Source organism: Methanothermus sociabilis (assembly GCF_055392295.1).
The window spans coordinates 248,695-262,461 of record NZ_AP042467.1 but is presented as its reverse complement, the minus strand read 5'-3'; the positions used below and the strand labels follow the sequence as shown (position 1 = coordinate 262,461).

Here is a 13,767-nt window from a genome sequence, read left to right as displayed (position 1 = left end):
AATTTCATATCTTTTAAGGTTAAATTATGTTCACTCATTTTTCACACTTTAATTACCACAAATAAAATTTTGAGAAAATATAATTATAGAGTCAATCTCTCATGGAAATATTTGTTTGTACTACCATAGCGTCTATCAAGTTTCAAGGATAGCAGCCACAAGCAATATTTTGCCACAAAAAACAAGCCAAATAAAATAACTAACGCAGCTAATACAGATTACAGGCAGCTTTCTATCCAACCCAAAAATTTATATTTCTTTAATTTGTATATTGGAGTTATTTACTAATAGGAGGGTGTTTCTTGAACATCAAGAAATACTTCCTATTAGCTTTAGTTCTGTCTTTGCCATTTACATTTAGCTTTAGCTATGGATGGAAAGAAGAATCTCATCGCTATATAGTTGAATTAATCTACAATAACCTACCTTCTGAATATCAAAGCAAAATTGACCTCGAAGCTATGAAGGAGGGTTCAACAGCCCCTGACTTAAAATTTAAGGACTTTAAAAAACACCATTTCCCTCCAGCTTATTATGAAGCTAAGAAATGGCTTAATAAAGGTAAAGATGCTTGGAAGAAAGGAAATTACAAGTATGCAAGTTATTGCTTTGGAGTTGCAACTCACTATATATCTGATTCTTTCTGTGCTCCACATAATATAGCTAAAGAGTCAAAAAAAGATCATGAGATGTATGAGTCTCAAGTTATTGGTTATACACCACAGATCAAGTATATTCCAGGAGATCTCTATACTTTGATGTCATCAGCGAAAAATGAAAAGAATGATTGGTATAAGTGGTTAAAGACTAGAGATCCTAGTATAGTGGAGAAGCATTTTGATAAGGCTGCATCAGTTGCATATTCTGCAGTGCTTAATAGTTTAAAAGAAACAAAAAAACAAAAGAAGCAGCTGAGATATGTTGCAGCCGTAGACAGTTGTAGCCTTAAATATAGCCTGATTTAACTTTGTTTCTGTTTTCCTTTTTTTCTTTAAATTAAGGAGAGTTATTTCGCGTGGAGAAACTCTATAATATTAGCTAACCTCTATGGACCCATATTCATTCACTCTGTATTTCACATTGTATTTAAATTCCTTTCTTGGAGCTATGTAGTTGCTTATTTTCCTTATTTCCGGATTGAATCCTTCAATTTCATATTTCACCTGTAGATTTAATTGAATTCTTTTCTTTGATGGATTTTTGACAACAATTGTCCCAGATACTATATGTCCTGCTGGATATTTACCAAGATATATTCTCTTTGTTTCTTTTGGCTTTAGAGTTATTGTTACTTCCTTATAGCCAACTTTCTTTCCATTAACTGAATTTGTGTAGATTGAGATGTAACATTTTATGGTTATTGTTGATTTTCCAGTGTTTGTTAAGGTTATACTGTAATTTAGAGTATTATTGAGAGGAATGTTGGAGTCATTTGGGAGATTGTCAATGAAGATATTAGAGTTATCTACAAGGATAATGGCTTCATCTTCTACCCTTGGATCAACACCAATGGCTCCTCCATCCATTCCAGCATAATTGTACATAAATATAGAATTTGTAACTTTTAAGTTGTTTGAAGTGCTTATGGCACCACCATAAGTAGCAACATTGCTATCAAATATGCAATTGTCTATTATTAGTCGATTACCATCATTAGAAATGGCACCGCCAACCCCATCCTCTTTAGCAATGTTACTAGTAAATGTAGAATGCATTATTCTCAACTCACCGCCATTATGGATAGCACCGCCACTTGCACCAGCGGTGTTGTTTTCAAATACACAATTTTCGATTGTTAAATAACCTTCATTATCTATGGCTCCCCCAAAATCAGCGCTGTTATCTACAAATACACTGTTATTTATTGTAACCTGACCTTCATGAGAATTGTAGATAGCACCGCCTGATTCACCATCATTACATCCAACATAGTTATTTTCAAATCTGCAGCCATTTATTGTTAAAGTACCACTGTTAAAAATGGCACCGCCATTTTCGCTAGCATAATTATCCACAAAAGCACAGTTTTCAACCTCTAACTGTCCATTATTGTTTATTGCACCACCTTCTGCTCCATTTCCATTGATCAATGTTAAATTTATTAACTTTACATCTGTATAGGCATCAATGTAGAATATAGGACCTTCTCTTTGAGCATCAATTACAACTCCATCCCTATCTTCACCTACAATAGTTAGAGGCTTGTCTACCACAATTCCTGAAACATAATATGTCCCATTATGCAGAAATATTGTTTCTCCAGGATTAGCGTTTTCTATTACATCTTTAAGAGTACCATACTCTGAATAAACTTCTTTAACTCCATATGCTTGAGAAATTGCCAACAGAACTAGCAATGTTGAGAGGATTAATACAGCTTTAGACTTCATTTAGGCACCCTCCTGTGTTTATATCTTAAAATTTATGAAATATGGATGACTATGTTATGTATTAAGGTATATACTTTGTCAATGCAATGCTAAAATAACATGAATAAAGCTGTCCCTAAGTTATCAAAAAATATCCACCACAATCTATGTATTTAAACGAACCACCGTTTTCTAATCATGAGTTAAGGCATTTTCCCATCGCATCTAAGTAGAGGTTAGAAATCATATATGTCGCTAAATCTATATTTAACGACATACACATGTACATCATTATGCAAGAAGTAATCTTTATAAGCTATTTTTGTATTACTATTGGATGATACATAGTTGAGAGGGTGTGGATAGATGATTCCGAAAAGGAAAATTCTCTTCCCAATATTACTAACCCTTGGTTTTTTAGTATTCCTGAGTTGTGTTTCAGCAGAAAACCACCTGATTTAACAACTTTAATTTCTTTTTAAAGACAATTAGGTGGAATATATGCTGCAATGGATTTCCAGTCTTAAGTCGAAAAGATGTATAGCAATTGGAATTATCATTGCTGTTAGTATTATTAAAGGTTTTTACTATGGTTGCCACTTTAATTATCTTGGAAATTTATATATTATACTTGGTAGATTTAATGTTATTGCTTTTTTGGCATCTTTATTCATATATCTTTCACTCTATTCTGCATTTGAGAAAAACAATAAATTGTTTTACATGTCTTTAGCATCTATTGCATTAATATATATGATAGCCGGCGCAATAACTGTATTTAAGGTGCCTGTAAACATATTAAAACCTCTTAAGCATCCTATAAATTGTGTTTGGGGCTATAGCAATGAAACTAGTGTTAAAACCATAAAATTTTTAGGTTTTGGTTATGATACAGGTATTAATGCAGGTCCTTTAAACAATTTTTTATCCATATTCCTACACAATGCTATTTGTGCCATATTAAAATTCATAGGAGGTTTTACAATAATTATACCATTTGTAAGGTTGGCATGTGGAGGATTACTAATTGCAGATTACTATGTAAGTCCTATTCGTGCATGGCATTGGAAAGGAGCATTACTTGTGCTAGGATCACTCCATGCCTACTTAGAATTTCCAGCACAGTTTTTATCTATCATTGCAGGTGCAAATGTAAGTCGTTATATGTTTAAAGCCATAATAGATGTTTTGAGGACTCGTAGGATCCGTGGAAATTTTGGTGAGGTTAAAGAGGCCTTTAAATGGGGGTTGAGATTACTTAAAATTAGTATTGTTCTCTTCTTTGTGGCTGCTATCCTTGAAACCTGGTGGACACCATGGTGGGCGCATCAAATATTTCCATGAGTGATTCTCTTTCATTGTTCAGGTTTGTGTCATCAAATAATGTTGGGATGACTCCAAAAAAGAAGATTAAGAATACCTGAACTAGATATATTATTGATAGGTGATGTCAATGGTATCAAGATTAAAATTATTAAAGGCGGCCTATTGTATATTAGGCATATTCTTTACTTTTTTCATAGTATTAGATTGGATAGTTAAATCCAGACCTAATTTGCTGCCCTGGGCAAAAACACATATGTTTGTAATTCTGCTAGGAGGTTGTATAAGTTCTGCCGCACTAAGTATCTACCATGCGTCTTTATATTGGGGAAAGTATGGATCAAAGATTTTTAAAGGTGCTGAAAGAGAAAGAGGAAGCTTTGTGTATTATTTTAGTAGATTTATAATGCCTTTGGTATTCTTTGGGATTTCATTTAGATTTTTAGGAGACATAGGCGAATTAACAAAGCAAGCATGGTTGGTGAATATAGGTGATGTAGGAAGTAATATACTTGGTGCTATAATACTCATAGGGTTTATCCTTTACCCTATTTACGAAAAACGAGACAAAATGCCTCATAGGTGATGGTATGGTATCAGAAAGATTTGTAAAAGCCATTTGTGGGATATTAGGATGCATACTCTTTATTTTTGCAGTATTGTTAATGATAGCTAGCTTCAATGTAGTAGGACATATATTTCTCTTGCTAATTATAGGGATAGCTCTCTTTATTTGGTGGAAACAAGGTAAACTTACAAAAGCTAATGCTTCGATGTTAGTGTCTATATTATTTATTTTATTGTTAGTGCCAATAATAGCTGAGTTTAAACCTAATTTGTTACTTTGGGCAAAAACACATATGTTTGTAATTCTGCTAGGAGTTTGTGTAACTTCTGCACTAACAGGTATTTTCTTTGCATTTTTATCTTTATATTGGGGAAAGTATGGATCAAAGATTTTTAAAGGTGCTGAAAGAGGAAGCTTTAAGTATTTTGTGCAGAGATTTACAATGCCTTTGGTATTCTTTATGCTTTCATTTATATTTTTAGGAGACATAGGCGAATTAACAAAGCAAGCATGGTTGGAGAATATTTGTCTTGTAGGAACTGAGATAGCAATCATAGGATTTATCCTTTACTTTATTTTACGAAAACTAGGTAAAATACCTCATAGGTGATGGTATAGTATCAGAAAGATTTGTAGCATTACATACATAAAGTATATTCCAATGATTTTAATGTTTAGTTAATATAGAGAAGCTATTTGGTTAATTTTCTATTTGGCATGAGAATCCACATACAAATTTTTGTGTAAATTCACAAAATTCTCAAATTTTTTGCCAATTCTAAATTACTTTAAATTATCTTAAAAAAATATAAATATGTGTATTAAATAATGTAAATCCATTAATAAAATTTAAGTGGTAATAAAATTTAAGTGGTGGTGAGCATCTTATGTGTGTACCTATCAGTGTGAGTACTCAAAAATTGGAAGGTGAAGATTATTATAACAAAGGAATTTCACTTTACAATGTTGGAAAAGATAGATTTGATCCTGAGGGAGTTTCTAAACTTAAAATGGCTTTAAAAGCGTTTAACAAGGCAATAAAAGATAATCCTTATGTTCCAGAATTTTATTACATGCGTGGGATCACTTTACTACAGTTTATACATTTTTATTTTAGGCCTTTTACCAATGAACAAGAAAACATGTTTTTAAAATCATTAACAGATTTTAAAAAGTCTTTAACTTTAAATAATCAATTTTATATTGCATATTCTGGCATGGGAAACGCACATGACAGATATGGTTTATTTGATGATGCTATAGAATATTACAATAAATCACTTTTACATGAAGATGAAATCAAAGAAAAAAATGGGAAAGAGGCGTTGGCATCAATTTACTTTTCTAGGGGAAGAGCTTACCACCGTACTCTTAAATCTCGATGTATACAGGATTACGAAAAATCATTAAAATATTATGAACTTTGGCAGACAAAAATGCATCTTGCAACTGCTTATCTTCAAGCTGGAATGTTAAAAAAAGCTATTAAAATGTCTGATAAGGCAGTAAATGCTGTAATGTCTAAAGAATATCAGGCACCATGGGACTATAGAGCATTACAAACTCGTGGAAAATGTCATATACTTTTACATGATTATGACAAGGCTATTGATGATTTACACAGAGCATTAGATATTGCTCCATTTCAAGACCCTGATTTATTGTTATTATTAGGGGAAGCATATAGAAAAAAAGGAAATTCTGAAAAAGCCACAAACAATTTTAAAAAATGTATTGAAAAATCTGCAGAACTGTTGAAGCATCCGCATCAAATGAAGCCTAAATATACAGTGTATAACACGCGCGGGCTGGCTTATATGAATTTAGGTTTATATGATAATGCTGTGGATGACTTTAAATCTGCAGCTAAATTAGCTCCAGAGTATTATCCTCATGCTCATACACATTATAAAACAGAGAGTCTAAAAAACTTAGCTCTTACTTATATGTTACTTGGAAATAAACAAAAGGCTAGAAAAGTTTTTGATAAAGCAAAAACTATTGCAGAATATCAGGAATTGGAATTTACATTGAGGGAACTTAATGAATTATCCTCCAACTTTAGCTAATAATATGACATTACAAATAGAAATCAGCAGGTTATGTAACAGAAATTGTCCCATTTGTTTGAGGCCTTATATCAGTGAATCTCAGAATCAATTGATGTCTTTCCATGAGTTCTCTAAAATCTGTGACAAGGCCATGGCATCAAATATTTTTTCTTATGTTGCATTGCATGGTTGGGGTGAACCTTTACTTAATCCTGAACTTTCTAAAATGATTAAACACGCAAAAAATATTGGTTTTTGTGTCAGTCTCACAACTAATGGGTTCTATTTAAATGAACAAATGGATAAATTATTGTCAAGTGGCCTAGATGAAATTGCTATTGGTGTATATGATATCAATGTTTTAAATATTTTAGCACCAATTATAAAGGAATTCATCAAAAAAAGAGAAAACATTAAAACATATTTAGACGTTACAATTTTAAAAACTAATTTTCATGATCTTCCAAAGTTTATCTATCTTGGCAAAAAAATAGGAGTTGATGCAATTATTTTTCATCGTCTCTTTAATCTTCACAACCCATCTATTGAGTATATTCCATTAGAGAAAGAATCAATCTTATTTAATAAATTAATAAAAAACGCAAAAAAATTAAAAATAAAAATATATTTACCTACAAAGCATTTTTATCCGTGTAAGGTAATGAGAAAAAGTATTTTTGTTACTGTAGATGGTGATGTCACTCCTTGTTGTTTTCTTCCGGAATATTCAATAGGTAATATTTTACGAAATAACATTGAAGATATCCTTTCTTCACCACTGTATTATGCTATAACTACTGGAAAAATACAACCTAGTATATGCAAGAGGTGTTATTGGTGACTAAAAAGAATATTCTCCTTAAAAAACCTAAAATTACAGATGTCAAAAAGTTATATGATATCTTAGGATCATCTTCTAAGTATTATAAACTTTTCTGTGTATTATACACAGCAACAAGTCTCAATCTTTTTGATAACCTTGAAGAGTTTAAAAAACCAAAAGATTTATCAGATAAGATAGGAACACATCCTCGTTTAACTCATATCTTATGTGAAGTACTTTCAAACATAGGATTATTGAACAAAAAAAAGGATAAATATAAAAACACAAAAATTGCTGAACTTTTCCTAAAAACAGATTCTGACTATTCTCAAATAGAAGTTATCAAAAACTTATATAATGGTTTTAAAATTTGGGAAAGATTACCTTCTATTATGAAGAGTGGACCGTTACATATTGATGAAGAAGATTTTTTTGAGGATAATCTTATTCATGCGCTTGCGGCAGAGATACTTACAGGCGAACTTCAAGATACTGTAAATATAGTTGCTAGGCTTCCAGAGTTTCAGAAAGCTCGAAAATTATTAGATCTTGGAGGTGGTCATGGACTTTATTCTATCGCATTTACAACACTAAACCCTAATTTAAAGGCTTATGTTTTTGATTTTCCAAATGTTATCAAAGATACACGTAAGTATCTTGAAACTTTTAATGCAGATAGGGTAAAGGTAATTGAAGGTAACTTTTTTGTAGATGATATAGGTAGTGGGTATGATATTATATTTTTCTCATATAATCCAGGCGGAAAAAACCCAAAACTGGTTCCAAAAATTCACAAAGCTTTAAATGATGGAGGAATTTTCATAACTAAACATGCGTTTTACAAGAAAGGTGAAGGTTCTAAAGATCCACTTCTGGATCTTGAATGGAATCTTACGAAATTTGAAGGTGTAAAAAAGAAAGATAAGATTTATAGTTTTGAAGGGGACCTTTATTACGAAGATTATTTAGAATTGCTAAAAAAATACTTTTCTATTGTTGATATAGTTGAAAGCAAAAAATTCAGTAGGCTACCTCTTTATAAATTTGGAGATGTTCTTGATTCAAAAATTATAATCTGTAAGAAGCAGCCTAATTAGGTCAAAATTAATTATTAATGTTATTTACTTTTTTAATCCAATTTTTAATTTTGTCCAGTGCCACTAGTGAATGTTATTTATATATAAAATTTACTTTCTAATTTTTAAAGTAAATTTTATTAATACCATCAGCCAATAGTTGTTTCAGGTTTAAAACAAGGAGGTGGGAAATATGGAACAAAAGAAGTTGTTGTTTGCACTTGTATTAACACAATTTATGTTGCCTTTTTTAATGTATGCATTAAATGTAGCTTTACCTCCTATTGGAAAAATATTACATGGTAGCCCTGTTATACTTGCGTGGATTCCTACCGCATATTTTCTTGCATTAGCAGCATTACAGATACCTTTTGGATGTATTGCAGATATTTACGGAAGAAAAAAGATATTATTGACAGGGATTTTAATATTCCTGATTTCCTCCATACTTGCAGCCTTTTCGGTCTCTTGCGAAATGATCTTAATTTTTAGAACATTTCAAGGAATAGGAGCTGCGATGATATTTGGAGGTGTACTTTCTACAATTAGCTCAGCCCTCCCTATGACTAAAAGAGGTAAGGCATATGGATGGATAAGTATGGGTGGTTTCAGTGGAATGGTTCTTGGGCCATTTTTAGGTGGCATTTTGACAGGAAAATTTGGATGGCAAAGTGTATTCTACTCAGTAGTACCTATTGCATTGATATGTTTCATGTTAATTGTTAAGACACAGGAAGAGTGGTATGGAAAGCAAAAACCTTTTGATTTTAAAGGTGCAGTGCTTATGGCACTTTCAATGATTTTCATTGTCTATGGTTTGTCTTCAATCAAAAAAGTAGAAAATGTTATTTTTGTTGTATTTGGTTTGATATTATTGGCATCGTTTTATGTACATGAAAAAAAGTTAAAAAATCCATTAGTTGAAATACATCTATTTAAGAAAAAAGAATTTAGTTATAATTTATTATCCTACTTTTTTGCAATGATGGCGATGTATCCTATCCAGTTTTTATTGAGTATGTATCTTCAGTATTTCTTACGGTTACCAGTCCCAAAAACAGGGTTCATATTGACAATTGCTCCATTAATAATTGGATTAATTTCACCTGTTTCTGGATGGTTATCTGATAAGAAAAATCCAGCAGTTGTAGCTTCAATAGGTATCATTTTTCTAATTCTTTCGCTAAGTTTTATAATTAGTCTAAACTATCAATTTATTTTGTTGGGGCTTATTATATATGGTATTGGTTTTGGATTATTTTTCACGGCGAACACAAAATTAGTATTGAGCGCTGTTGGAAGAGAATTTTTGGGCGTGGGGGCTGGAACATATGGAACATCTTCAATAGTAGGAATGAGTATTGCAATGGCAATAGTGATCTCACTTATGAAATTATTCATCAAAGGTCCTTTACCACTAAATAAAGAGGCATTTGAACTTGTAGTGCGTTCATCTATTATTGTTATAATAATATTTCTTGTAATTTCACTTTTATTGACCATTTTAGCAAAAGATTTCTCGACACTGAGAGTTTTAAGAAAAGGTGAAATTAATGAAAAATAAAAATTTCTCTAAATTTGAGTGTATTGATGCAGGCACTGAATACTGTCCTTGTTACCTAGCTAAATTAGGGGAATGTTATGAATGTCCTCTTCTAAGAGGTGAGAAGTTTTGCGACTGCAAATGGAGAGGTATATGTAAATACTATGAATATATATGGAGCACGGGTAATATAAAGTTGCGAAAGACAGTGTCATCTAAAGTACTGAATAAAGACATGAAGAATGACATCCTATTTCTCAGGTTAAAACTTCCACATACATTTCTTATTGAATTGAAAAAACCAGGATCTTACGTATTCGTCAGACCGTCCTCTATGCCTCCTTATTTTGATTTACCTGTGGCTGTGATGTATGTCAACGAAACTTATAATTACATAGAACTAGCAGTAAAAATAAAAGGACCAAAAACAAAAGCATTATCTTTAGAAAAAAACAGTATAATGGTACGAGGTCCTTATTACAATGGTATTATTGGATTAAAAAATATAGAAAACCTGAATAAATCAAAGTGCGTTCTTATTTTAAGTGGAATGGCACAAACTTCAGCTGTTTTATTAATTAATGAATTGCTAAAACACAATAACATTGTTTTTATTTTTAAGGATAAATTATGTCCGTTTTTCATAAAAAAATATATAAACAGTAATAAGATAGAAATTCAAACCATTAATTTAAACGGAAATAATTGGCTAAAGGATCTTGATTTAAAAGACATAGATTTTATCTATGTAGGAGGATGTCGAGATTTACAAGATAGAATTTTTAATTTTTTAAAAGCACGTCAAAATAAAGTTAAAGTTGCATTTTCAAATAATAATCGATTATGTTGTGGTGAAGGGATTTGTGGAAGTTGTGAGATCACAATATCTGGTTATAAATTAAGATCTTGTAAAGTACAATTTAGGTGACAGTAATGGTTAAGGTTGTTATAGTAGGAGGTGGGTGGGCAGGGTGTACTGCTGCATTTGTAGCTAGTAAATTAGGTGCAGAAGTTACTTTAATCGAAAAATCAGATACTCTTCTAGGATGTGGTTTAGCGGCTGGAATTACAGAAAACAATGGCAGATATACTGCCACAAAAGAATTAGAATATCTTGGTTGTGGTGAATTATTAGATACAATTAACAATGCTACAGTACATGAAAGTGTGGATCTTCCAGGACATCATCATACAAAATTATATGATCCAGTAAAAGTAGAGCCTCAAATTCGTAAAATCCTTAAAAATATGGGTGTAAATTTATATTTCCGGTGCAGAGCGGATGACGTGGTAGTTGAAAATAAAAAGATCAATGAAGTAATTCTCTCTAATGAAATGTCAATAGATGGAGATGTATTCGTTGACGCCACAGGTTCTGCAGGTCCAATGGGGAATTGTCTAAAATACGGAAATGGATGTTCTATTTGTGTACTAAGATGTCCTTCTTTTGGTCCAAGGGTTAGTATAAGTGGTAGAGCTGGTATTAATGAATTAGCAAGTAGAAGAAATAAAGATGAAGGCTTTGGTGCTTTTAGTGGCGCATGTACTCTAATCAAAGAAACTTTAGACGAAGAATTAAAATCCCAATTAGAAGAAAATGGTTTTTTAATCATTCCAGATCCTAACAATTGGACAGAAATAAATTACTTAGATATAAAAGCATGTCAACAATATGCATCGCCAATATTTAAAAAGAATATTATATTATTGGATACAGGGACTTATGCTAAACTTATGAAACCTTTTTATCCTCTTGAAGAGCTTAGGAAATTAGATGGCTTTGAAAATGTGATGTATGCACATCCCCAAAGAAGTGATTCTAATTCAATAAGATTTTTATCTAGGGCTCCAAGAAATAATGCTTTAAAAGTCAAAGGTATAAAAAATCTTTTTTGTGTAGGTGAAAAATCAGGTTTTTTTGTAGGCTGCGTTGAAGCAATGGCAACAGGATTTATTGCAGGTTATAATTCTGTAAATTATTCAAAGAAAAAGAAACTTTTGAAATTACCTTCACTTTTGTCTGTTGGTGATATAATTTTATATGAAAATGAACGTGTTAAAACAGGAGATCTTAAGAACAAATACACTTTTTCTGGAGGATTGTATTTTCAGAGAATGAAAAATAAAGGGCTTTACATGCTAAATGATGACGATATAAAAAATAAGGTAAAAAAGGTGTTAAAAGATGAGTGTGAATCCTGCAAATCCGAAATGGTGGAATAAATGGGCAGAAATTTTTGATGAGTCGGTTGTACAAAGAGAATTGGAAAAAAAATGGCTTTTTGACGCTTGGAAAAATCTTTTAAAAAAAGTATTACCTGAAGAAGATAATTTATCTGTTTTAGATATAGGTACAGGGACAGGATTTTTAGCAATAGTTCTAGCAGAATTAGGACATTCTGTAACAGCAATAGATGTTTCATCAAGAATGTTAAACATTGCTAAAAAAAGAGCTATCCAAAGAGGTTTAAATATCAATTTCAAATTAGAGGATGCTATGAATTTATCTGACGTTTATTCTGAAGATTTTGACGTTGTTATTAGTAGATATCTAACATGGTGCTTACCAGATCTCAAAAAAGCATATAGAGAATGGTATCATATCATAAAAAATAATGGAAGATTGATAAATATAGATGGTAATTGGTTTAGATATCGTAAGTCCCTTACTGCAAATATTTGGCGTTCTTTAGCATGGGGGTTAATATACCTTACAGAAAAGCGAAAACCTGGACGCCATAAAAAGCAGGAGTTGGTATCCTACAAATATCCTACTGCCAGATTAACACGTCCTGAGGATGATATAAAAATATTAAACTCATTAGGATATAGAGTAATAAAGGTAATATCGGATATATATCCTTTTCTTTATAGAGGATTGCAAGGAAAGATAGAATACATAAAAAGAGGTTACTGGGGACCTGCTTTTATGATTGTGGCTGAAAAACGGAGGAATTATTGTGATTAGAAAAATATTTTTTGGTTGTAACACTGCCCGTGGATTTTGTTCTTTTTTTAATTTTCTAAAAGAAAAGGATAAAGGAAGGATATTTATATTAAAAGGAGGCCCGGGGCATGGTAAATCTACGATTATAAAATCTGTAGCTGATGAAATGATAAATAAAGGCTATGATGTTGAACTTCAATTTTGTTCTCTAGATTGTAACTCTCTTGATGCAGCAGTAATACATTCCCTAAATTTAGCAGTCGCTGCTACTACTGGTCATCATGTGATGGATCCTGAGTTTCCAGGAGTTGTTGAGAGCATCGTTAATCTTGACAGGTGTCTTCAAGCTTCCAATCTTTTTTGCTATAAAAACGACATTATCTTCCTTTTCAAGAGTGTTCGAAGAAATTTGAAGAGAGCATGTAGATATCTTAAAGCAGCTAAATTAATGGCTGAAAATATAAGAGATGTTACTTGTACCTATCAGAGCCTGTTGGAAATTAATAAAGTTGTAAAAGAACTCAAAAGAAATATTTTAGTATCATCTTCAAATTCAAAAAAATTGGGTCTTAAAAGACATGTTTTTGCAAGTGCTTTCACACCAGAAGGCTATAAAACATTCATCAAAACGCTCGTAAAAGGATATACAATTTATAAAATTATTGGAAATGAATATTGTATAACAAAGATACTAAAAAAAATTGGCGAAGAAGCCGTATTAAATAGATTTAACATTGAATATTGTCATCATCCTCTCGATCCTTACAACATAGAACATTTAATTTTCCCAGATTTAAATTTAGCAATTATATCCAATACTGATATTCCTGATAAAAAATGTGAAGAAGTTTATAATATCAATAATGGTCCTCTACAGATGCCAGAAGAAAAAAAGATGGAAGAGCTTATTGAATATGCTATAAAGAACTTTAGAAGAGCTTATAAATACCATCGTAAACTAGAGGAATATTATGTAAAAAATATGAAGTTTAATTGTGTAGAGAAAATTTTAGAAAGGCTTATACAAGAAATAAATGAGTGGGAAAGTTTCATTAAAAAGGGATAAA

General features: G+C 31.5%; 13 protein-coding genes. 12 read left to right on the top strand and 1 reads right to left on the bottom strand.

Features of this window, described 5'->3' with window-relative positions; genetic code table 11:
• Positions 1-302 precede the first annotated feature (302 nt).
• Positions 303-965, top strand: a complete 663-nt coding sequence (locus tag ACZ5LY_RS01400) for a zinc dependent phospholipase C family protein (RefSeq protein ID WP_464577722.1) — start codon at positions 303-305, stop codon at positions 963-965.
• A 69-nt stretch (positions 966-1,034) separates the two neighbouring features.
• Here the strand turns inward: ACZ5LY_RS01400 and ACZ5LY_RS01395 are convergent, their stop codons facing one another.
• Complete coding sequence (locus ACZ5LY_RS01395; RefSeq protein WP_464577721.1) at positions 1,035-2,390, bottom strand: right-handed parallel beta-helix repeat-containing protein; 1,356 nt, start codon at positions 2,388-2,390, stop codon at positions 1,035-1,037.
• Between the two features lie 480 nt (positions 2,391-2,870).
• On the opposite strand from ACZ5LY_RS01395, the gene ACZ5LY_RS01390 reads away from it, so the two are divergent.
• The 11 genes from ACZ5LY_RS01390 (at position 2,871) to ACZ5LY_RS01340 (ending at position 13,766) form a co-directional block, all read left to right on the top strand.
• Positions 2,871-3,713 (top strand): stage II sporulation protein M, encoded by an 843-nt coding sequence (locus ACZ5LY_RS01390; RefSeq protein ID WP_464577720.1) that lies wholly within the window; start codon positions 2,871-2,873, stop codon positions 3,711-3,713.
• A 109-nt stretch (positions 3,714-3,822) separates the two neighbouring features.
• Positions 3,823-4,278: a hypothetical protein gene (locus ACZ5LY_RS01385; protein WP_464577719.1), complete on the top strand. Its 456-nt coding sequence runs from the start codon at positions 3,823-3,825 to the stop codon at positions 4,276-4,278.
• A gap of 4 nt (positions 4,279-4,282) precedes the next feature.
• Positions 4,283-4,870: a hypothetical protein gene (locus ACZ5LY_RS01380; protein WP_464577718.1), complete on the top strand. Its 588-nt coding sequence runs from the start codon at positions 4,283-4,285 to the stop codon at positions 4,868-4,870.
• A gap of 277 nt (positions 4,871-5,147) precedes the next feature.
• A complete protein-coding gene (locus ACZ5LY_RS01375; RefSeq protein ID WP_013413643.1) occupies positions 5,148-6,329 on the top strand; it encodes a tetratricopeptide repeat protein in 1,182 nt (393 codons plus the stop codon).
• Positions 6,304-7,152 carry a radical SAM protein gene (locus ACZ5LY_RS01370; RefSeq protein WP_013413642.1) on the top strand — a complete coding sequence of 283 codons (849 nt, stop codon included), beginning with the start codon at positions 6,304-6,306 and terminating at the stop codon, positions 7,150-7,152. The genes ACZ5LY_RS01375 and ACZ5LY_RS01370 overlap by 26 nt, the downstream gene beginning before the upstream one ends.
• Positions 7,149-8,231, top strand: a complete 1,083-nt coding sequence (locus tag ACZ5LY_RS01365; protein ID WP_222831925.1) for a methyltransferase — start codon at positions 7,149-7,151, stop codon at positions 8,229-8,231. The genes ACZ5LY_RS01370 and ACZ5LY_RS01365 overlap by 4 nt, the downstream gene beginning before the upstream one ends.
• 172 nt (positions 8,232-8,403) lie before the next feature.
• On the top strand, positions 8,404-9,774 hold the full coding sequence (locus tag ACZ5LY_RS01360) for an MFS transporter (RefSeq protein WP_013413640.1): 1,371 nt from the start codon (positions 8,404-8,406) through the stop codon (positions 9,772-9,774).
• A complete protein-coding gene (locus ACZ5LY_RS01355) occupies positions 9,764-10,681 on the top strand; it encodes a sulfide/dihydroorotate dehydrogenase-like FAD/NAD-binding protein (RefSeq protein WP_464577717.1) in 918 nt (305 codons plus the stop codon). The genes ACZ5LY_RS01360 and ACZ5LY_RS01355 overlap by 11 nt, the downstream gene beginning before the upstream one ends.
• A gap of 5 nt (positions 10,682-10,686) precedes the next feature.
• The gene (locus ACZ5LY_RS01350; protein ID WP_013413638.1) at positions 10,687-11,976 is read left to right on the top strand and encodes an FAD-dependent oxidoreductase; all 1,290 of its coding nucleotides are present in this window, start codon (positions 10,687-10,689) and stop codon (positions 11,974-11,976) included.
• Positions 11,939-12,721, top strand: coding sequence for a class I SAM-dependent methyltransferase (locus ACZ5LY_RS01345; RefSeq protein ID WP_013413637.1), 783 nt, complete (start codon positions 11,939-11,941; stop codon positions 12,719-12,721). The genes ACZ5LY_RS01350 and ACZ5LY_RS01345 overlap by 38 nt, the downstream gene beginning before the upstream one ends.
• A complete protein-coding gene (locus ACZ5LY_RS01340; protein ID WP_464577716.1) occupies positions 12,714-13,766 on the top strand; it encodes a hypothetical protein in 1,053 nt (350 codons plus the stop codon). The genes ACZ5LY_RS01345 and ACZ5LY_RS01340 overlap by 8 nt, the downstream gene beginning before the upstream one ends.
• Position 13,767: the final 1 nt, after the last annotated feature.